Here is a 19,241-nt window from a genome sequence, read left to right on the forward strand (position 1 = left end):
ATCGAGCGGGCAGTCGGCCTAGCCGAACAGGTATGCCGGTTCGTCACGACGTGTGCCATCCGCTCAGCCAGCCCTGGGCGACGCCGGCCAGGCCGACGGCCACCAGCGCCGCGCGATCGCCGGCGTCCAGCCGGTCGGCGTCCGGTTCGGCCAGGCCGGAGGCGATCCAGCTGCTCATCACGGCCTCGGCCAGGACGGCGCCGACCGTGGCCGGGGGCCAGATCCCGGCCGCCCCGCCGCGGCGCACCGTTACCGCGTCGGCGCCCAGCAGGTAGCCCGCGGCCCACACCTCGAGCGCGATCCGCCACGGCAGGTCCTGGGTCTCCATCAGGTTCTCGAAGCCGTCGAGCACGTCGCTCACGGCCACCCCGACCAGGCCGCAGTGGTCGGCCCAGTACCAGCCGAAGCCGTGCTCGACCGGTTCCCCGGTGCCGGGGCGCAGCGGGCGCAGCAGGCACCGGCTGCGGTGCATCTGCACGGTGTAGGCCAGCTTCTCGTCCGGCTCGACCCGGCGGCCCAGGGCGGCCTCGGCGCTCGCGCTGAACTGCCAGTAGTCGGCCGACAGCACCGGCGACGGCAGGAACACGGTGGCGTGGAACCGGCCCGGATGCCCGACGATGGTCGGATCGAACCGGTGGTCGACCAGGTGCGGCACGGTGCCGACGACCGGGATGCCGGCCTCCCGGCAGAACCGCACCACCATCTCGTCGTCGTCCTTGACCTCGTCCGGGATGTCCCGCAGGAAGTCGGCCAGCTCGCGGGCCAGGGCCACCGGCAGCACGAACCCCTGGGTCGGGGTCCACTCCGACTTCGACAGCGGCGCGAACGACCACCCGGCGATCGCCGCCCGGCGCACCAGGTAGGAGTTCTGCGGGCTGTCCCAGTGCGAGTAGAGCGAGATGCCGTGCCCGGGCCGCGAGCTGATCACCCGGTGCAGCTGGGTGGCGAACCCCGGGATCAGCACGATGTCGTCCTGCAGCACCAGGTGATGGGTGGCCCCGTCCTGGATGGACCGCCAGGCCACCTTCGCCGTCCGCAGCGGGCTGGGCACCCCGTCCGGGTCCGGATCGGTGACGACCCGGGCCTCCAGCGGGGCGCAGTCCCGCACCAGCGGCGGGATGCGCTCCCGCCGCCGCGGGTGGTGCATGATCGCCACGCTCAGCCGGATCTCGGCGGCCGTCACCGCGCTTCCGCGGTCGCGCGACCGGCCGGGACGACCGGCTCCCCGCCCAGGGCGGCCGACCGGTAGGCGGCCTCGATCAGCGCGGTCGTCGTGACCACCTCGCGCATCGGCCGGTCCCAGCCGGTGCCCGCGGCGACCAGACCGGCGAAGTCGGCGAACATGCCGCCGAACCACTCCTGGTGGGTCTGGTCCCGGGTCGGGGGAGTCAGGTCGGTCCGCTCGACGCGGCCGGCCGAGCGCACCTCGGCCACCCCGTCGTGCACGTCGGCCGTGCCGTCCGGGCCGGTCACCAGGTAGCGGTTGGACCGGGTGCCGCTGACCCAGCTGAGATCGATCTCGCACTCGCCGGTGGTGAACTCGAGGCTGATCCGGGCGGCCACGTCCATGCCGCCGGAGGCGTCACCGTCGGCCCACTGGGCGACGCACGACACCGTGCGGGGAGCCTCGCCGAACAACCGGGTCGCCATGTACGCGCAGTGCGTCCCGTGGTCGAGCATGATCCCGCCGCGGGCCACCGACACGTCCCGGCGCCAGTCCGGCTGCCAGCCCGGCACACCCCGCGCGTGCGAGTCCCGGGCGATCCGGAACGAGGCCCGCATCGGCCGGCCGATCCGCCCGTCGGCGACCGCCCCGGTCAGCACCCGCATCATCGGCGAGAAGCCGTAGTTGTGGGCCGGGTAGAGCAGCCGTCCCCGCTGCCCGGCCAGGGCGACCAGGTCGAGCGCCTCGTCGGTGTGCACGGCGACCGGCTTCTCGCAGATCACGTGCAGGCCCGCGGTCAGCGCGGCCCGCTCGACCTCGACGTGGTAGAGCGGCGGGGTGCAGATGTCGACCGCGTCGACCGACTCCGCGGCCAGCAGTTCGGGCAGCCCGGCGTACGTGGCCACCGTGGGGTCGATCTGCCGGGCCCGTTCGCGGCGCTGCGGCGACGGGTCCAGCACGGCGACCACCCGGCCGCCGGTGACCGTCCGGTAGGCGTGCAGCCGGCCCTCCCCGGCGGTGCCGAACCCGATGATGGCTGTCCTCATGCCGTCTCCTCCGTACCGGTCGTGGATTGCGGTGCCACGCCGTCGATCAGCACGCGGCGGATGATCTCGACGGCCTCGTCGGCCAGTTCCGGGTCCACGGTCAGCGGCGGATAGAGACGCAGCGTGGTGCCGCCGGTCATCACCAGCACCCCGGCGTCGACCAGCTTCAGGAACGTCTCGCGGAAGGCGGGCTTGTCCAGCGGTGTCCGGGCCGCCTTGTCCGCCACCAGCTCGATGCCGATCGCGAACCCGGCCCCGCGGACGTCGCCGACCAGCGGCGACTCGTCGACCAGGGGCTCCAGCGCGGCCAGCATCCCGGCCCCCACCTTGGCCACCCGCGACGGCAGGTCCTCGTCGACCAGCACGTCGGTCACGGTGGCGACGGCCCGGCAGGCCAGCGGGAAGGCGCCGAAGCTGGACGAGCTCGCGCTCGGGTCGGAGAACGGCGCGGCCGCCATCAGCTCGGCGGTCGAGATGACCCCGGTCACCGGATAGCCGGCCCCCATGCCTTTGCCGACCGTCACGATGTCCGGCCGGACCTCGTCCCGCATGTAGGCGAAAGGCTCTCCCGTACGCCCGAAGCCCGTCATCATCTCGTCCACGATGAGCAGCGCGTCGAACTCTCTCGCCACCGACGACAGCGCGTTCAGATAGCCCGGCGGCGGCACCACGTTGCCCGACCGCCCCTGCACCGGCTCGACGACCAGAGCCGCCAGCGCGCCGGTGGAGTTCTCCTTGATGGTGTCCCGCACGGTCTCGACACAGGCGTAACCGCAGCCGGGGAACGTCGTCTTGAGCGGACAGTGGTAGCAGTTCGCGTACGGCGCGCTGAAATAGCCCGACGGCAGCGGCCCGAGCCCGGCCCGCGCCCCGGCGGTGAGCGCCAGGCTGCCCAGCGTCTTGCCGTGGAACCCGCCCCAGAACGACAGGAACTCGTGCTTGCCGGTGATCGACTTGGCCAGCCGCAGCGCCGCCTCGACCGCCTCGGTGCCGCCGCTGTAGAGCTGGATCCGGTCCAGCGGCGGCGGCAGGAACTCGCGCAGCGACTCGGCCATGGCCCGCCGCCCGGCCGACCCGAACGCCCCGGCCGGCGCCGTCGCCAGCTCGGCCGTGAGCGCGTCGATCAGGCGCTGGTTGGCGTGCCCGATCGAGTTGACGCCGCCGGCGCCCTGGAAGTCGATGATCTCGTTGCCGTCCACGTCGGTCAGGACCGCGCCCGACGCCGACTGCACGCACAACTGCGACCAGAGCATCACGGCCTGCAGACCGGGCCCGATCACCTCCTGTTCGGCCGCCCAGTGCTCGGCGCCGAGCGGCCGGTCCGGGGCCCGTCCGAACCGCTGACCATCGCCTGAAATGTTTGCCATGGCACGCCTTTCCGGTGCGGTCCGTATGTCGCCGGTCGCCTCGACCGCCGGCCGCTCCCGTTCATGCTCGGGACCGGACCGGGGACGCGGGAGAGTCGAACGGGCCCGACGAATGGGCATGCCCGGACGGCGGGCACGTCTGGGCAGCGCGGTACCGGGCCGGGCCGGTTTAGCGTGGCGCCGTGAAGCACCTCATCGATGCCGCGGCGCAGGCCGCCGTGGACGCCGGCCGCGTGATCCGGCGCGCGTTCCGGGGCCCCGTCACGGTTTCCGCCAAGGGCGCGGCGCACGACGTCGTGACCGGGGCCGACCGGGCCGCGGAGGAACTGATCCGCTCGGCCCTGCTGGCGCTCTCTCCCCACTCGACGGTCATCGGCGAGGAGGGCGGCGCCGCGCCCGGCCGGGACGACGCCCCGGTGTGGGTGGTCGACCCGATCGACGGCACCTACAACTTCGTCCGGGGCATCCCGTTCTTCGCGGTGTCGATCGGCCTGCGGATCGGCGGCCGGACGGCCGGCGGGTGCGTCTACGACCCGGTGCACGACGAGCTCTTCACCGCGGCCGGCGACTCGGCCTGGCTCAACGGCACCCCGCTGCCGGCCCCGCCCGCCGCGGCCGGACCACCCCTGGTGCTGTGCGACATCCCCAACGCCGGGCGCCCGCCGCGGGCCGCCGAGACCGATCTGCTGGCCACCCTGCTGACCGAGGCCGCGGACGTACGGCGTCTCGGCTCCTCCGCCCTGGCTCTGGCCTGGGTGGCCGCGGGCCGGGCCGACCTGGCGGCCAACGCGGACGTCTACGACTGGGACACCGCGGCCGGCCGGGCACTGGTGACGGCGACCGGCGGCGGCTACCTGAGCCATCCCGACCCGTTGCCGACCACCCGTCAGGGCGCGTTCGTGGCCTGGACCGCGCCGCACGAGAAGCTCGGCCGGGCCGTCGGCGACTTTTTGAGGGAGATGTCGTGACCGACCAGCGTTTCGTGTTCATGGGCGGGCTGCACCGCAGCGGCACCACCCTGCTGGCCTCGCTGGCCGGCACGAATCCGTCCGTGGCCGGCTTCCGGCGGACCGGCGCCCCGATGGACGAGGGGCAATACCTGCAGACCATTTGCCCGTACGACGAACAGCACGGCGGCCCGGGCCGGTTCGCGTACACGCCCGAGGCGCACATGACCGAGCACGACGAACTCGCCACCCCGGAGACCGCCCGCCTGCTGCGCGAACAGTGGGGCCGCTACCTCGACCCGGGCCGCCCGGTGGCGCTGGAGAAGTCGCCGCCCAACATGCTGCGGTTCCGGTTCTTCCAGCACCTGTTCCCGGGTTCCCGGTTCGTGCTGGTGCTGCGTCATCCGGTGGCCGTGGCCATGAGCACCCGCAAGTGGACGCCGGCGCTGACCGTACGGGAACTCGTCGAGCACTGGCTGTACGCCCAGGACCTGGCCGCGGCCGACGGCGCGCACCTGGACCAGCTGCTGACCGTCCGCTACGAGGAACTGATGGCCGACCCGGCCCGGGTGCTGGACGGGATCGCCGCCTTCGCCGGGATCGGGGCCGGCTTCCGCCTGGGCGAGCTGGACCGGGCGGCCGACGACCGCTACCTGCGGGCCTGGCGCCGCGGCCCGGCCGTCGACGACGACCTCGGCGACCTGACCGGCCGGATGGCCCGGTACGGATACTTCGTGTGAGAGGGGAACCGATGTCCCGGCTGCTCATCGTGCACGGCACCGGCGGACCGCGGCGCAGCGACGCCTCGGTCCGCCTGGAGTGGATCACCTCGATCCAGGACGGCCTGATGCTGGCCGGCCACCCGGTCGCCGACCTCGACGTCGCGGTGGTGAACCTCGACGCCGCGGGCCGGGACTGGCCTCCGGCCGAAGGCGCCGATCCCCGGCTTCTGCGGCGCCTCTGGCAGAACGCCACCTTCGATTCCGAGCCCGGTCCCGAACCGGTCGGCTCCGACGCGCTGGCCGAGCGGCTGGCCTGGTCGCGCTACTTCTGCGGGCTGACCCCGGCCGAGCTGACCACCACGTTGGGCCGCGCTCAGGTCACCCCGGACATCCGGGCCGCGTTCACCCCGGACATCGGGATCGTGATCGGGCACTGCCTGGGCGGGGTCGCCGCCGCGGCCGCCCTGACCGAGCCTCTTCCCACTGTGCACACACTGATCACCCTCGGGTCCCCGCACGCCGCGACCGGCGGCCCGTCGGGCGGCGGGACCACCTGGGTCGCCGTCACCGACGTGCAGGACACACTGGTGCTGGCGGCCGGCGCCGAACCGCCCGGCATCACCGAGAAGGTGTCGCTGGACTGCGATCCCCGGCTCCGGGGCGCCCGCAACTACCTGGCCTCGCCCGAGTTCGGCAAGGTCCTGGGCAGCGTGCTGGAGGTGGGCCGTTCGGCTTGAAACCGCCCGGAGCATGTCCGGAACGAGACATGGTCCTGGCTGGGGACGGCCGCCGTCGGATTCGATGAATCGCGTACTCCCCGAGCGAGAGGAGCGCGGTCATGACCGCGACGATCATCGAACCGCCCGTGCACCGCGAGTCGGACCGCCTGAGCATCGCCCTGGTGATGGGCAACGACATCCTCCGGGACGGCTTGGACGTGGCCCTGCGCGGCCTGTCCGTGGCCGGGCCGGTCCGCGCCTACCGCTCGATGCACGAGCTGGCCGAGTCGACCGGCGAGCGACCGGACGTGCTCGTCGTCAACGCCGCCGACGGCATCGCGGGCATCGCGGCCGGCTCGCTGCTGGCCCCCGGCGCCAAGATTGTCATGCTGATCCACGACGCCCGGGCGGCCGAGGCGGTGCTGGCCGGCGGGGTCGTGGTCGACGGCTTCCTGCTCCAGCAAGACCTGTCCGGCCGCACCCTGGACAACGCACTGCGGGCGATCATGACCGGCGAGGTGCCGATGCCGGCCGTGCTGGCCCAGCAGCTCCTGGCCCAGGCGGGCATCCGGCGCGCCCCGGCCGCGCCGGCCCCGATCACGCTGACCCCGCGCGAGCACGAGACGCTGGTGCTGCTGGTCGAGGGGCTGAGCAACAAGCAGATCGCCCGGCGGCTCAAGATCTCCGACCACGGCGCGAAGCGTCTGGTGGCCGGGGTGCTGCTCAAGCTGGGCTCCACCAACCGGACGTCAGCCGTGGTCACGGCCATCCGCTCCGGACTGGTGGAGTGCGCTTAGCCCGTACGGGAAAATGCTCCTTCTGGTACGGAAAGAAGGTGGCCCCCGCCGATCAGCGGAGGCCACCTTTTCTGTGCCGTCTCTCAGACCTGCTCGTAGAGACCGTGCACGGCCAGCTGGATGCCCAGCTCGAGCCGGCTCCGGGCGCCCACCATCTGCATGATCTGGGTGACGTGCCGCTGCACCGTACGGGTCGACACGGCCAGCTCCCGCGCCACCACATCGTCGGTGGCGCCGCTGGTCAACCGGCGCAGCACGTCCCGCTGCAACGCGTTCAACCGCCCGTGCAGGCCGTCGTCGTCCGGCCGGGCCTCGTACCAGTGATGGTGAAAGATCGTCACCAGCGTCTGCACCGCGCTGGGCGAGCGGACGGCCAGCGGGGCGGTGCCGGCCCCGCGCGAGACGATCGCCAGCTTACGGTCCAGCAGCACCATCAGCGTCGGCGAGTGCTTCCCGCTCCGCACGTCGGCCCGCTTGCCGAGCAGCGCGCGCAGCCGCTTCCCCCGGTCGAGCAGGGTCTCCCCGGCCACGACGGCGAGCACCCGGTCGGCCCCGGCCCACCCGCCCCCGGCCGGCCGGACCCGGTCCTCCTCCTCGGACAGCAGCGTGCAGTTGGCCGGAATCAGGGCCAGCACCTCGTCCCGCGCCGAGCGGATCAGACGGTTGGCCAGCCGCCACGCCTCGCCCTCGGCGCCGGCGGTGTCCGGATCCGTTGTCGCAACAGACATTTCTCTTCCTCCCCCGTGCGACCGCCCCACTCTCGCAACGCTGCGCCGGGCGGCCTACGGAGAGAAACCTAACGACCGCTGGGCGTGCCGGGTACCGGGGAATCCCTGCTTCAGCGCATCGGATTTCGGCCCGACCGTCTCAATTGGAGCGGACCACCCGGCCGGGCCGGACCGTTGAGACGCAGATACATCAGAACGGCCCGTACGCGACGGTGCACGCCCTCCGCGGCCTCGATCTGCAACCGCCCCAGGATGCTGGTCACATAGGACTCGACCGTCTTGATGCTGAGGTTCAGCCGGTCGCCGATGGCCCGGTTGGTGAAGCCCTGCGCCATCAGGGCCAGCACCTCCTGCTCGCGTTCGGTCAGCCGGTCGAACCGGCCGCCCGTGCGGTGCCCGGCCATCAGCTCCTCGATCAGCGTCTCGTCGATCAGCGCGCCCCCGCCGGCGATGTCGCGCAACGCCGACACGATCTGATCGACGTGCAGGATGCGCTCCTTGAGCAGATAGCCGACACCGCCCTCGCCGGAGTTGACGATCGCCAGCGCGTACTCCGTCTCGACGTGCATCGACAGGATCAGCACGGCGATGTCCGGGTACTCGCGCCGGATCCGCTCGGTGGCGGCCAGCCCCTCGGTCGTATAGGTCGGCGGCATCCGGATGTCCACGATCACCGCGTCCGGCCGGTGCGCGGTGACCGCCTCCAGCAGCTCGCGAGCATCCCCGACGGTGGCCAGCACCTCCATGCCGGCCCCGCGCAGCATGGCCGTCAGGCCTTCCCGGATCAGTACCGCGTCGTCTGCAATGACGATGCGCACGGAATCACCACCCGTAGTGTCGTGCCGGCCCCCGGCCGGCTCTCCAGTCCGAGACGGCCACCCAGCCGCTCGGCCCGGCGGCCCAGCTGACCGAGGCCGCCCTCGGCGTTCACCCGGGCCCCGCCGGTCCCGTCGTCGCAGATCACCACGTGCAGGCAGCCGCGTTCCTTACGGAGCCGGATCACCACGTTGCGCGCGGCGCCGTGCCGGATCGCGTTGGACAACGCCTCGGCCACGGTGAAGTAGGCGACCTCGGCCACCAGCGTCGGGATGGCCCGGGGGCGGCCCTCGATCCGTACGCGAACCGGGGTGTTGGCGGCCAGCACGCCCAGCGCCTCGTGCAGCTCGCGCCGGTTCAGCGCGGGCGGCCGCAGCCCGCGGCTCAGCAGCCGCAACTCGCTCAGCGCCAGGGTGAGCTCGGTGGCCGCGGTGTCCAGATGGGTGCCGGCCTCGTTCTTGGACTCGCTCATCGCGCTGCGCGCCATCTGCAGCAGCATGGTCGCGTTGACCAGCCGCAGCTGCGCGCCGTCGTGCAGGTCCCGCTCGATCTCGGTCCGGGCCCGCCGGTGGCCGTCCGAGGCCTCCTGCTTGTAGCGGCGTTTCCAGAGGGCCGCGTCGGCCTGCCAGCCGCGGGCGTTGGTCAGCAGGACCAGCGGCGGAAGCACCATCTGGAGGATCACGCCGACGGCGTTGCCGGCCAGCCAGACCGGCAGCGGCGGCATGGCCACGAGCGGCACCACCGCGGCCGTGACCACCACCCCGCACAGCATCAGGCCGGGCAGGGCGACGATCCGCTGCACGCTGGGCCAGCGCCGCCCCAGCTGAACGGCGAGCCAGACGGCCACGACGACCACAGCCACGCGCGCCGCCACCGGAAGGTACGGATCCACCGTCCAGTCCGGCGCGGGCAGGCAGACCAGGCACGGGTCGGTCGGGCTGGACGGGGCGAGCCGGCTGTCGGCGATCAGCAGCGGCAGCACGGCCACGCCGACGGTCAGCAGCGCCCGCTCGGACCGGCGGAACGGCCGCCGCTCCGGGTGCACCACCAGCGTGACCACCAGCAGTGTCCATACCAGGGGATGCGCGACGGCGGAGAAGTCTATGCCGGTCGAGCCGTCCAGCGGGCCGGTGGCCCGCGCGAGCCAGACCAGCGCGATGGCGAAGAACAGCACACCGGTCAGGGCGGTCGAGGCCGGCGCGATCAGGATCATGCCGGCGGTGCTGTACGAGCAGACGAGCACGAGCGCGGTCACGACGAAGAGCGTGGTCTCCGGATCGCCGGCCTGCACGGCGCGGACGACGCCGGCCACGCTGACGGCCAGCACCGCACAGCCGAGCAGGGTGAAAGCCAGTCCTCGCCAGGGTGTTCGCCAGGCCGGGGCGGCCTTTCGCCAGGCTGGGACGGCCCTTAGCCAGGCTGGGATGGCCTTTCGCCAGGCCGGAAAGGGATGGAGTCGACCAGTTCTGGGCACCGAAAGGCGCACGATCGTTCCCCCGTGGTCGGTAGCCGAAACGAGCCGGAACCTGGGAAACGGCTGACACTCCGATGTGGAACCAGGCGCTGCGCACGCTCGGCTCAATCATTCCCCCGGGACCGGCTCCCGCGCGATCGAAAGCAATATAACGCAGTGATATCGGTCTAAGGGTGAGCGTGGCAAATCAGTTTTCCGCGTTAAGCCCCCATTGTCGGGCTACCCCATCTTAATCGCCCCAACCGTGCGAATCGGACTAGGATATTCCGCCTTTACCTACAAGTAGGGTATGAATAGCGGACCGCCGGACGCGAGGTCAGGGCACTGCCGAACCGAAGCTCGGCAGTGCGTGCGGTTCGCAATCCGGCCAGCCTTTTCGACGTCGTCCGCCCATGTCGGATAACCGATTGTTCAGCGGATTAACGTCCCCGGGTGGGATGCATTCAATGCGTTTTCCGGCGTAGTTCAGGGCTTGCCGTTGTCGAGAACCTTGGCCGTGGCCGTGATGGTCATCGAACGCTGCTTGCCGCCGCCGACCGTGTAGATCGCGTACGTGTGCTTCTCGACCGAGCCGACCGGCCCGTTGCACTGGAACATGAACGTCTCGGTGCCCGACAGCTCCACCGGCCCGTACGTGCCCGGCGTGCCGGTCGGGTCGTCCACGCTGAGCGCCGCCCCCGTCGCGCCGGTGATCTTCCACTTGATGATCGCCGGAACCGCCGGCGCGCGGAACACCGCCGTGCCCTCCGGACACTTCGGCTTCTGCACCAGCTTGAACGAGACGACCTTCGCGCTCTTCTTCTTCGGCTTCGCCTTGTGGCTGGGCTTCGCGCTGTGGCTCGGCTGGTTGGAGCTGACGGACTTCGTGGCGACCGGGTTCGCGTTGGCCGCGACCACCCGGTGCTCGGACGAGGAGTCGCCGCCGGAGGAACAGGCGGCGAGGGTGGCGATCGTGGTGGCGGCCAGCGCCAGAACCGTCAGCTGCGTCTTCATGCCTGTTGACGGTAGGCATCCGGTGACGTGTTGTGATCACGGTTTCGTGCCGCCCCGGATCGCCAGTCCCTCGCCCGCCCGCCCGCTTGCTCGCCCGCCCGCCTGCCTGCTTGCCCGCCCGCCCGCCCGCCTGCTTGCTCGCCCGCCCGCCTGCCTGCTTGCTCGCCCGCCCGCCCGCCCGCCTGCCTGCTTGCTCGCCCGCCTGCCTGCTTGCTTGCCCGCCTGCCTGCTTGCTTGCTCGCCTGCTTGCTCGCCCGCCTTGCTGCCCGCTCGCCCACCCCGGTCGGTCCGTTCGAGTTCGGGTTGAAGGCCGCCGGCCCGCGTCTTCATGCCCCCCGGGCCGTTCGGGGGCGCGGCTAAACTGCGCGCGTGACGGGCTATGACACCGTGGCCGAGCTGCGCCGCGCGGGGCCGTGGGAGTTTCTCCGAAGTTTCGCGCGAGCGTGGCAACTGCCGGCCCGGCCGGCGTGGGATCAGGCGGCGATCGAGCAGCGCCTCGACCGGCCGATTCCTGAAATGCTGTGCGTGGCCTACGGAACTGGCGTCTTCGACCTGCGCGGCCTGCACGCCGAGGACGGAATTCTGGTCTTCCACAGCGCGGATCCGCTCGTGGCCGAGGCAAGCTGGGGTATCACGCTCGACGGCGCCGATCCGGCCGTGCTGATCGACAACGGGGCCGGCTGGATGCCCTATGCACCAGACCTGCCGACGGCGTGCGTGACGCTGGCGCTCACCGCGGCGGTGGAGACCGACCGCCCAGGCGACGCGGTCGCCGCCTGCGAACTGGACGCGGACGAGGTCGCCGCCGCGGTGGCCCAGTTCGAACGAGTGCCGCTGGAGGATCATCCGATGTGGATTGACGTGGAGGAGGGTCCGGTGCGGTGGTACTCCCGGCCTGGGCGACTGATACGCACCCACGGTGAGGGCGGCGCCTGGCTGTGGGTCCGCGGCCAGACGCCGGACGACCTGGAAGCGATCCGTGCGGCGTTGCCGGGAGTCCACTGGGCGAGTTGACGCCGTCACCGAGCGGACTCCGCATGGCCAGGGCGTCCGCAGCTACTCGCATCACGCGATCAGGCGCGTTGCTACGAGTCGACGGGCGCGGGCGTACGGCGCGTTTCGGCGGCGGTGTGCGGGTGTGCGGGTGTGCGGGTGATCGGCCTACGCGCGGGGGTGGTACAGGTTGCGGCGGGGCTGCCGCGCCGGGTCGATGTGGCGTGGCGGGATGAAGTCGGGTTGCCGGTCGGTGCCGAGGCGGATCTTCCAACCTGAGGTCGGGTCGTGGGCCAGCCGGTGATGGTGGCGGCACAGCAGGACCAGGTTGTCGAGGGCAGTGCTGCCGTCGGAACTCCATGGCGTTATGTGGTGGGCGTCTGTCCAGCGGGGCGGGCGATCGCAGTCGGGGAAGGCGCACCCTCGGTCGCGCAGGGTCAGGGCTCGGCGCAGGACGGTGGAGGCGAGGCGGCTGCTGCGGCCGAGGTCCAGGACCTGGCCGGCGCTGCCCAGGACGGCGGGCAGGATCCTCGCGTCGCACGCCAGCCGTCGAGCCGTGGCGGCGGACAACCGCAGTCCGGTGTCGGTCGTGGCGGTGCCCAGGGCCCGGGTGAGTGGGTCGTAGGCGAGGGTGACTGACAGTTGGGCGGGTTCGCCGCCCGACTCGGGCAGCTCGCCGGTGCGTAGGGCGAGCCGGCAGATATCGATCAGGGCGTCGGCGCGGCGTTGGGCCGGGCGGCGGTTGTCGTCGGGGGTGGGCCCGCACAAGGGGAGCAATGCGGCTTGCAGGATGGCGGCGTCCTCCTGGCCGAGGAGTCCGGTCAGGCGCACGATCCCGGCGTCGGGGGCGGAGAGGGTGAGGCCACGGTTGCGGTGGGCGCGGGCTTCCTGACGGGCCAGGGCGAGTTCGTCGGCGCGGTCGGCCAGGTGCGGGGCGACGTAGGTGAGGATGCGGTCGCCGACATGGCTGAGCTGGTTGGCGGTCAGCCGGCCGGCCATGGCGATCAGAGTCGTGCCGGCCTGCTCGACGATCGTGTCGGCGTCAACCGCGTCGGCGCGGTCGGTGGTCTCGTCCAGCTCGATCAGGCCGGTGGTCACGGAGTCGAGGGCGGTAGCGATCGCGGTGGCCTGGCGGGCGTCGATGTGGCCGTCGAGCAGGGCCTGTTCGACGGCGGGTTGGCGGGTCAGGTCGGCGGCGCGTTCGGCCAGCCGGCGGGCCGGGCCGAGATCGAGCCGCAGGCGGGCGCGGAGCCAGGTGGCGGTGCTGCGATGGCCGTGAGCGGTGGGCAGGCCACGGCGTTCGGCGTGCTGGACCAACCGCGTCTGCAGGGCGAAGGCGGTCTGTTCGAGGCGGTAGGCGGCGTCCAGACAGGCGGTCAGGTCGTCGTCGCCGAGGGGCCACAGCGAGGCGGCGGCGAGCTTTGCCGCGTCCTGTCCCAGCTGTGTCACGTCGGCCAACATGGGGAGCATCTTCGAACATACGTACGACAAAAATTCGTACGGGAAACGCTCTAGGAGATCGACATCCACCATCTGCGAACCGGCGCCAAACGGGTGGGCGAATCGGGCAATTTACGCGGGTGTGACCAGGCCGGTCTCGTACGCGAAAATGACTGCCTGGGCTCGGTCCCGCAGGTTGAGCTTGGCCAGGATGCGTCCGATGTGTGTCTTCACCGTCTGCTCGGCGACGATCAGCTCGGCGGCGATCTCCTGGTTGGAGCGGCCTTTGGCGATCAGCAGCAGGACGTCGGTCTCGCGGGGCGTCAAGGCGTTCAGTGCTGCGGGGCGGGGGCGGTCGGTCGTCGGGCGGGACGCGAACTCGGTGATGAGCAGGCGAGTCACCTTGGGGGCCAGCAGGGCCTCGCCGGCGGCCACGACGCGTACGGCGTTGATCAGGTCGGCGGCTGGGGCGTCCTTGAGCAGGAAGCCGCTCGCACCGGCGCGCAGTGCCGCGTAGACGTAGTCGTCCAGGTCGAACGTGGTCAGGATCAGGATGCGGGGGCCTCCGTCGACCGCGGCCAGACGACGCGTGGCTTCCAGGCCGTCCATCACGGGCATGCGTACGTCCATCAGCACCACGTCGGGGCGCAGCTCGCGCGCCCGGGCCACGGCGGCCTCTCCGTCGGCGGCGTCACCGACGATCAGCATGTCGGGCTGGGCGCCGAGCAGGGCGCCGAAACCCTCGCGGACCATCGCCTGGTCATCGGCGATCAGGACCTTGATCACGGCTGCTCTCCCGGCGTGGTCAGGGGCAGGGATGCCCGTACGACGAAATGGTCGTCCTCGGGCCCGGCGGTGAGTGTGCCGCCGAGCAGCTCGGCCCGCTCGCGCATGCCGTTGAGGCCGTGGCCGCGGCTCGTGGTGTCGGGGACCGGGACGGTCAGGCGGTTGCGCACCGTGAGCTCGAGGCGGTCGTGGTGGCCGTGGGCGTCGATGGTCACCGGGGCGTCAGGTGCGTGGCGGGACGCGTTGGCCAGCGCCTCCTGCAAGATCCGGTAAGCCGCCAGTTCCGCCGCCGCCCCGCCCAGGGTGGGGACCCTATCGGGTTCGCCGCCGCCGTGAATTTCGTTGTCCACAGGCGCGCCGACGGAAACGGAGTTGTCCACAGGTCGGGGCAGACCACTTGCGCTGTACGAGACGTCGACCCCGGCCGCCCGCGCGCTCGCAACCAGGTCGTCCACGTCGGCCAGCCCGGGCTGGGGCGCCAGCGGAGCGTCGCCATCAGGAGCGGCGGACGACGAACGCAGCACCCCGAGCAGGCGCCGCATGTCGGTCAGGGCCTCCCGCGCGGCCCCGGCGATCGTGGCCAGCTCCTCCTTGGCCGGGTCGGACAGGTCGCCGACGCGGTAGGGGGCGGTCTCGGCCCGTACGGCGATCATCGACATGTGGTGGGCGACCACGTCATGCATCTCCCGGGCGATCCGGGTGCGTTCCTCCAGTACGGCCCGTTTCGCCCGTTCGAGTTCGGTGAGTTCCTCTTTTTCGGCCAGCAGGGCCCGCGTACGGCGCCGGCGGGACACGATGTCGCCCAGCGCCGCGATGGCGATCAGCAGCACGGCCGCGCCCCAGGCGTTGGCGTCGGGGGCGTACAGGAAGACCGGGATCAGGCTGAGCGTGGTGGCCCAGATGGTCAGCCCGGAGTCCTCGACGATCGCCAGCCGGCCGAGGACGACGAGGAAGCCGAGGATCTGCACGGTGTTCCACGGCCAGGGCTCGTACGGGCCGGTCTGGATCGAGCCGAGGAACAGCATGAGGAAGCCCAGCCGCCAGGCGAGCAGGGGCAGGCGGAGCGTGAGGGCGACAGGGAGCACCGAGCCGACGGCGATGACGCCGATCCAGAGACCGTCGAGGTAGCGGTTCTCGCTGAGGTAGGCGCCGGCGGCCAGACCCAGGCCGGCCAGGGCGAGCAGGCCGAGGGGCAGTGCGTACGTCCAGAATCGCCCGTGCGGGGTCGGCCTGGCCGTTTCCCGTGACCAGAGCAGGCGTCTGAGCGGCCCCGTGGCGTTGCGCCGGGTCACCGGGCCGATAGTCTCCACCCCGGCAGGTTACGGCGGTATTGCGCCGTCGTCGTGCCCCCGTGGTGCCAGCCGGCACCCCCTACCTGGGTATGAGGAGCGAAGGTCGTGGCGCGCACGGTTCTGGTGACAGGCGGCAACCGGGGTATCGGCCTCGCCATCGCGCGGGCGTTCGAGAAGCAGGGTGACCGGGTCGCGGTCACGCACCGGGGCAGCGGCGCGCCCGAGGGGCTGTTCGGGGTGCAGTGCGACATCACCGACCCGGCTCAGGTCGACGCGGCGTTCACCGAGATCGAGAAGGAGCTCGGCCCGGTCGAGGTGCTGGTGGCGAACGCCGGTGTCACCGACGACACGCTGCTGCTGCGGATGAGCGAGGAGCAGTTCGAGCGGGTCATCGACACCAACCTGAAGGGCTCGTTCCGGGTCGCGAAGCGGGCCAGTTCGAAGATGCTGCGGGCCAAGTGGGGCCGGATCATCTTCATCTCGTCGGTGGTGGGCCTCTACGGCGGACCCGGTCAGGTGAACTACGCGGCGAGCAAGGCCGGGCTGGTCGGCATGGCCCGGAGCATTACCCGTGAGCTGGGCAGCCGCAACATCACGGCGAACGTGGTGGCGCCCGGTTTCATCGAGACGGAGATGACCGCCGTCCTGTCCGAGGCACGGCAGGCGGAGATCATCAAGGCGGTTCCGGCCGGTCGGCTCGCAAACCCCGACGAGGTGGCGGCCGCAGTGACTTTCCTCGCCGGTGACGGCGCGGCGTACATCAATGGCGCGGTCCTGCCGGTCGACGGCGGCCTCGGAATGGGCCACTAACCAAAGGAGCACAGTGTCTGGATTGCTGAGTGGCAAACGGCTGCTCATCACCGGTGTGATCACGGACGCGTCGATCGCGTTCTCGGCGGCCAAGATCGCCCAGGAGAACGGCGCGCAGGTCGTGCTGACCGGTTTCGGCCGGATGTCGCTGGTCGAGCGGATCGCCAAGCGGCTGCCGGAGCCGCCCCCGGTCATCGAGCTCGACGTCACCGACACCGAGCACCTGGCCGCGCTGCCGGACAAGGTGCGCGAGCACGTGGACGGCCTGGACGGGGTGCTGCACTCGATCGCGTTCGGTCCGCAGAGCGTGCTCGGCGGGGAGTTCCTGAACGCGCAGTGGGAGGACGTGTCGAAGGCGCTGCACGTCTCGACGTACTCGTACCAGTCGCTGGCGGTCGCCTGCCTGCCGCTGATGCAGCCGGGTGGCAGTGTCGTGGGCCTCACGTTCGACGCGACCAAGGCGTGGCCGGTCTACGACTGGATGGGCGTGGCCAAGGCGGGCCTGGAGTCGGCCAACCGCTACCTGGCCCTGCACCTGGGCAGCAAGGGGATCCGCAGCAACCTGGTGTCGGCCGGCCCGCTGCGCACGATGGCGGCCAAGTCGATCCCGGGTTTCGAGCAGTTCGAGGACGCGTGGGCCAACCGGGCGCCGCTGGGCTGGGACCTGCACGACACGTCGGCCGCCGGTAAGGCGATCTGCGCGCTGCTGTCCGACTGGTTCCCGGCTACGACGGGTGAGGTTGTGCACGTCGACGGGGGTTACCACGCGCTCGGTGCGTGACCCGGTGGGAGGATGGGCGGGTGGTTTACGACGCGTTCGTCCTGCTGTCCTTCGGTGGGCCCGAGAAGCCCGATGACGTGATGCCGTTCCTGCGTAACGTGGTGCGCGGGCGCGGCGTCCCGGATGAGCGCCTGGCCGAGGTGGCCGAGCACTATTACCACTTCGGCGGCGTCTCACCGATCAACCAGCAGTGCCGCGACCTCCTCGAGGCCGTTCGCGCCGACTTCACGACGAACGGGATCGACCTGCCGGCGTACTGGGGAAATCGCAACTGGCATCCGATGCTGGCCGACACGGTGGCGCAGATGCGCGACGACGGGGTCAGCCACGCGCTCGGGTTCGCGACCAGCGCGTACGGCGGGTATTCGTCGTGCAAGCAGTACTGGGAGGACATCGCGGACGCCCGGGCCAAGGTCGGTCCGGGCGCGCCGGTGATCTCGAAGCTGCGCCAGTTCTGGGATCACCCCGGTTTCGTTCAACCCCATTCCGATGCCGTACGGGCGTCGCTGGCCACCCTCGACGAGAGCCGGCGGGCCACGACCCGTCTGGTGTTCACCGCGCACTCCATCCCGACCAGCATGGCCAGGACGGCCGGTCCGGACGGCGGCCGCTACGAGGCTCAGCTGCACGAGACGGCCCGCCTGGTGCACGCCGCCGCGGCGCCCGATCTGCCGTGGGACCTGGTGTGGCAGAGCCGGAGCGGCCCGCCCCAGGTGCCGTGGCTCGAGCCCGACGTCAACGACCACCTGGAGTCACTCGAAGAGCAGGGTGTGACCGATGTCGTAGTGAGCCCGATCGGGTTCGTCTCCGATCACCTCGAGGTGATCTGGGATCTCGACAACGAGGCCGCTGACACCGCGAAACGGCTCGGTCTCGGCTACGCCCGCGCGGCGACCCCGGGCGTCGATCCGCGCTTCGTCTCCATGGTCAGCGACCTCGTACGTGAGCGGACCGACAGCGTTCCGTCACAGCGGCTCGGTACGCTCCCGGCTTGGAACGACTGCCCGGCCATTTGCTGCCCACCACCACAGCGACGAGGAGCATGATGCCTGAGCGCAAGGCCATCGAGAGCTGGCTCACCGACATGGACGGCGTGCTCGTCCACGAGGGTGTGCCGGTGCCGGGCGCCCCCGAGTTCGTGAACCGGATGAAGAAGTCCGGCAAGCCCTTCCTGATCCTCACCAACAACTCGATCTACACGCCACGCGACCTGCAGGCCCGGCTCAACCGGATGGGCTTCGACGTGCCCGAGCAGGCGATCTGGACGGCGGCGCTGGCGACCGCGCAGTTCCTGGCCGATCAGCGGCCGGGCGGCACGGCATACGTGATCGGCGAGGCGGGTCTGACCACGGCCATGCACGCCGCGGGTTACATCCTGACCGAGTTCGACCCCGACTACGTGGTGCTGGGGGAGACCCGCACGTACAGTTTCGAGGCGATCACCAAGGCGATCCGGCTGATCGACGGCGGGGCCAAGTTCATCTGTACGAACCCCGACGCGACCGGCCCGTCCAACGAGGGCGCTCTGCCCGCGGCGGGTTCGGTGGCCGCGATGATCTCCAAGGCGACCGGCGTCGAGCCGTACTTCGTGGGCAAGCCGAACCCGATGATGATGCGGTCGGCGCTGAACACGATCGAGGCGCACAGCGAGACCACCGCGATGATCGGCGACCGGATGGACACCGACGTGCTCTGCGGTCTCGAGGCGGGGCTGCACACGATCCTGGTGATGACCGGGATCAGCACGCGCGAGGAGGCCGACCGCTACCCGTACCGGCCGTCGCGGATCATCAACTCGGTGGCCGACCTGATCGACGAGATCTAACGAATCAGGCGGTCGAGGAGCGGGAACTCGTCGTAGACCTGGTTCCAGTCGCCGAAGTGGCCGTCGTCGCGGACGATCTGGGTGCCGCCGAGCCGGTCGAACATGGCCCGGCCCTGGTGCTCGTCACAGCCGTACGGGTCCTGGCGTGAGTTGATGAAGATCAACTCACCGCAGTGGGCGCGGATGGCTTCCCAGTCGTACGTGTCCTGCAGCACCGGCTCGTCCGAGTCGTTGGGCCGGGTGCAGTAGCCGGCCACCAGGATCGCCTGGGCGGCCGGCACCCGTTCGAGCAGGGCCAGCAGCAAGGCCGCCCCGCCGGAGTGCCCGACCAGCACGGTCTCGTCGTCGAACCGGTGCGCGGCCAGCACCTGGGGCAGGAACGTGGCGATCGGCTCCACGTTGAGCCCGGGATAGTGCGGCACCTCGACCGAACAGCCCCGCTCCTCGAGCCGTTTCGCCAGCCAGGGATACCAGGCGACGCCCGGCCCGGCCCCGGTGCCATGGAAAATGATCGCTCTCCGGCCCATCCCGTCAGTGTGG

20 protein-coding genes are annotated in these 19,241 nt (G+C 71.3%); 9 read left to right on the plus strand and 11 right to left on the minus strand.

Annotated features, from left to right (window positions below):
- Positions 1-43 precede the first annotated feature (43 nt).
- The 3 genes from KOI35_RS20550 to KOI35_RS20560 are packed head-to-tail and all read right to left on the minus strand — an operon-like array spanning position 44 to position 3,578.
- On the minus strand, positions 44-1,183 hold the full coding sequence (locus KOI35_RS20550) for a hypothetical protein (RefSeq protein ID WP_215789118.1): 1,140 nt from the start codon (positions 1,181-1,183) through the stop codon (positions 44-46).
- Positions 1,180-2,211, minus strand: coding sequence for a Gfo/Idh/MocA family protein (locus tag KOI35_RS20555; RefSeq protein ID WP_215789119.1), 1,032 nt, complete (start codon positions 2,209-2,211; stop codon positions 1,180-1,182). The genes KOI35_RS20550 and KOI35_RS20555 overlap by 4 nt, the downstream gene beginning before the upstream one ends.
- Positions 2,208-3,578 (minus strand): aspartate aminotransferase family protein, encoded by a 1,371-nt coding sequence (locus tag KOI35_RS20560; protein WP_215789120.1) that lies wholly within the window; start codon positions 3,576-3,578, stop codon positions 2,208-2,210. Before KOI35_RS20560 ends, KOI35_RS20555 begins: the two co-directional genes overlap by 4 nt.
- Positions 3,579-3,760: 182 nt before the next feature.
- On the opposite strand from KOI35_RS20560, the gene KOI35_RS20565 reads away from it, so the two are divergent.
- From KOI35_RS20565 to KOI35_RS20580, 4 genes are all read left to right on the plus strand, one after another.
- Positions 3,761-4,546, plus strand: a complete 786-nt coding sequence (locus KOI35_RS20565; RefSeq protein ID WP_215789121.1) for an inositol monophosphatase family protein — start codon at positions 3,761-3,763, stop codon at positions 4,544-4,546.
- Positions 4,543-5,265, plus strand: a complete 723-nt coding sequence (locus KOI35_RS20570) for a sulfotransferase family protein (RefSeq protein ID WP_215789122.1) — start codon at positions 4,543-4,545, stop codon at positions 5,263-5,265. The genes KOI35_RS20565 and KOI35_RS20570 overlap by 4 nt, the downstream gene beginning before the upstream one ends.
- Before the next feature lie 11 nt (positions 5,266-5,276).
- The gene (locus KOI35_RS20575; protein ID WP_215789123.1) at positions 5,277-5,984 is read left to right on the plus strand and encodes a GPI inositol-deacylase; all 708 of its coding nucleotides are present in this window, start codon (positions 5,277-5,279) and stop codon (positions 5,982-5,984) included.
- A 101-nt stretch (positions 5,985-6,085) separates the two neighbouring features.
- Positions 6,086-6,763, plus strand: coding sequence for a helix-turn-helix transcriptional regulator (locus KOI35_RS20580; RefSeq protein ID WP_215789124.1), 678 nt, complete (start codon positions 6,086-6,088; stop codon positions 6,761-6,763).
- A gap of 83 nt (positions 6,764-6,846) precedes the next feature.
- Here KOI35_RS20580 and KOI35_RS20585 read toward each other — a convergent pair whose 3' ends face one another.
- From KOI35_RS20585 to KOI35_RS20600, 4 genes are all read right to left on the minus strand, one after another.
- On the minus strand, positions 6,847-7,491 hold the full coding sequence (locus tag KOI35_RS20585) for a helix-turn-helix transcriptional regulator (protein ID WP_215789125.1): 645 nt from the start codon (positions 7,489-7,491) through the stop codon (positions 6,847-6,849).
- Positions 7,492-7,601: 110 nt separating this feature from the next.
- Positions 7,602-8,309, minus strand: coding sequence for a response regulator transcription factor (locus KOI35_RS20590; protein ID WP_215789126.1), 708 nt, complete (start codon positions 8,307-8,309; stop codon positions 7,602-7,604).
- Positions 8,276-9,634: a sensor histidine kinase gene (locus tag KOI35_RS20595; RefSeq protein WP_215789127.1), complete on the minus strand. Its 1,359-nt coding sequence runs from the start codon at positions 9,632-9,634 to the stop codon at positions 8,276-8,278. Before KOI35_RS20595 ends, KOI35_RS20590 begins: the two co-directional genes overlap by 34 nt.
- Before the next feature lie 612 nt (positions 9,635-10,246).
- The gene (locus KOI35_RS20600; RefSeq protein ID WP_215789128.1) at positions 10,247-10,774 is read right to left on the minus strand and encodes a hypothetical protein; all 528 of its coding nucleotides are present in this window, start codon (positions 10,772-10,774) and stop codon (positions 10,247-10,249) included.
- Positions 10,775-11,143: 369 nt separating this feature from the next.
- On the opposite strand from KOI35_RS20600, the gene KOI35_RS20605 reads away from it, so the two are divergent.
- On the plus strand, positions 11,144-11,788 hold the full coding sequence (locus tag KOI35_RS20605; RefSeq protein WP_215789129.1) for a hypothetical protein: 645 nt from the start codon (positions 11,144-11,146) through the stop codon (positions 11,786-11,788).
- 147 nt (positions 11,789-11,935) lie between these two features.
- Here KOI35_RS20605 and KOI35_RS20610 read toward each other — a convergent pair whose 3' ends face one another.
- The 3 genes from KOI35_RS20610 to KOI35_RS20620 form a co-directional block, all read right to left on the minus strand.
- Complete coding sequence (locus KOI35_RS20610; RefSeq protein ID WP_308121083.1) at positions 11,936-13,216, minus strand: HNH endonuclease signature motif containing protein; 1,281 nt, start codon at positions 13,214-13,216, stop codon at positions 11,936-11,938.
- A 123-nt stretch (positions 13,217-13,339) separates the two neighbouring features.
- Entirely contained in the window at positions 13,340-13,993 is a 654-nt protein-coding gene (locus KOI35_RS20615) for a response regulator (protein ID WP_215789131.1), read from the minus strand.
- On the minus strand, positions 13,990-15,303 hold the full coding sequence (locus KOI35_RS20620) for a sensor histidine kinase (RefSeq protein WP_308121084.1): 1,314 nt from the start codon (positions 15,301-15,303) through the stop codon (positions 13,990-13,992). The genes KOI35_RS20615 and KOI35_RS20620 overlap by 4 nt, the downstream gene beginning before the upstream one ends.
- 87 nt (positions 15,304-15,390) lie before the next feature.
- Here KOI35_RS20620 and KOI35_RS20625 point away from each other — a divergent pair, with 87 nt between their 5' ends.
- The 4 genes from KOI35_RS20625 to KOI35_RS20640 are packed head-to-tail and all read left to right on the plus strand — an operon-like array spanning position 15,391 to position 18,701.
- Positions 15,391-16,095 (plus strand): beta-ketoacyl-ACP reductase, encoded by a 705-nt coding sequence (locus KOI35_RS20625; protein WP_215789132.1) that lies wholly within the window; start codon positions 15,391-15,393, stop codon positions 16,093-16,095.
- Between the two features lie 13 nt (positions 16,096-16,108).
- Complete coding sequence (gene fabI, locus KOI35_RS20630) at positions 16,109-16,876, plus strand: enoyl-ACP reductase FabI (RefSeq protein ID WP_215789133.1); 768 nt, start codon at positions 16,109-16,111, stop codon at positions 16,874-16,876.
- 20 nt (positions 16,877-16,896) lie between these two features.
- On the plus strand, positions 16,897-17,922 hold the full coding sequence (locus KOI35_RS20635) for a ferrochelatase (protein ID WP_215789134.1): 1,026 nt from the start codon (positions 16,897-16,899) through the stop codon (positions 17,920-17,922).
- A complete protein-coding gene (locus tag KOI35_RS20640) occupies positions 17,922-18,701 on the plus strand; it encodes an HAD-IIA family hydrolase (protein ID WP_215789135.1) in 780 nt (259 codons plus the stop codon). Before KOI35_RS20635 ends, KOI35_RS20640 begins: the two co-directional genes overlap by 1 nt.
- Here the strand turns inward: KOI35_RS20640 and KOI35_RS20645 are convergent.
- A complete protein-coding gene (locus KOI35_RS20645) occupies positions 18,698-19,228 on the minus strand; it encodes an alpha/beta hydrolase (RefSeq protein WP_215789136.1) in 531 nt (176 codons plus the stop codon). The genes KOI35_RS20640 and KOI35_RS20645 overlap by 4 nt on opposite strands.
- Positions 19,229-19,241: the final 13 nt, after the last annotated feature.

Source organism: Paractinoplanes bogorensis (assembly GCF_018829635.1).
Taxonomy (GTDB): domain Bacteria; phylum Actinomycetota; class Actinomycetes; order Mycobacteriales; family Micromonosporaceae; genus Actinoplanes; species Actinoplanes bogorensis.

Coding starts and splice junctions, on each gene's coding strand:
- KOI35_RS20600 (WP_215789128.1), bottom strand. CDS start 10,774: ATGAAGACGCAGCTGACGGTTCTGGCGCTGGCCGCCACCACGATCGCC.
- KOI35_RS20580 (WP_215789124.1), top strand. CDS start 6,086: ATGACCGCGACGATCATCGAACCGCCCGTGCACCGCGAGTCGGACCGC.
- KOI35_RS20555 (WP_215789119.1), bottom strand. CDS start 2,211: ATGAGGACAGCCATCATCGGGTTCGGCACCGCCGGGGAGGGCCGGCTG.
- KOI35_RS20585 (WP_215789125.1), bottom strand. CDS start 7,491: ATGTCTGTTGCGACAACGGATCCGGACACCGCCGGCGCCGAGGGCGAG.
- KOI35_RS20560 (WP_215789120.1), bottom strand. CDS start 3,578: ATGGCAAACATTTCAGGCGATGGTCAGCGGTTCGGACGGGCCCCGGAC.
- KOI35_RS20575 (WP_215789123.1), top strand. CDS start 5,277: ATGTCCCGGCTGCTCATCGTGCACGGCACCGGCGGACCGCGGCGCAGC.
- KOI35_RS20640 (WP_215789135.1), top strand. CDS start 17,922: ATGCCTGAGCGCAAGGCCATCGAGAGCTGGCTCACCGACATGGACGGC.
- KOI35_RS20645 (WP_215789136.1), bottom strand. CDS start 19,228: ATGGGCCGGAGAGCGATCATTTTCCATGGCACCGGGGCCGGGCCGGGC.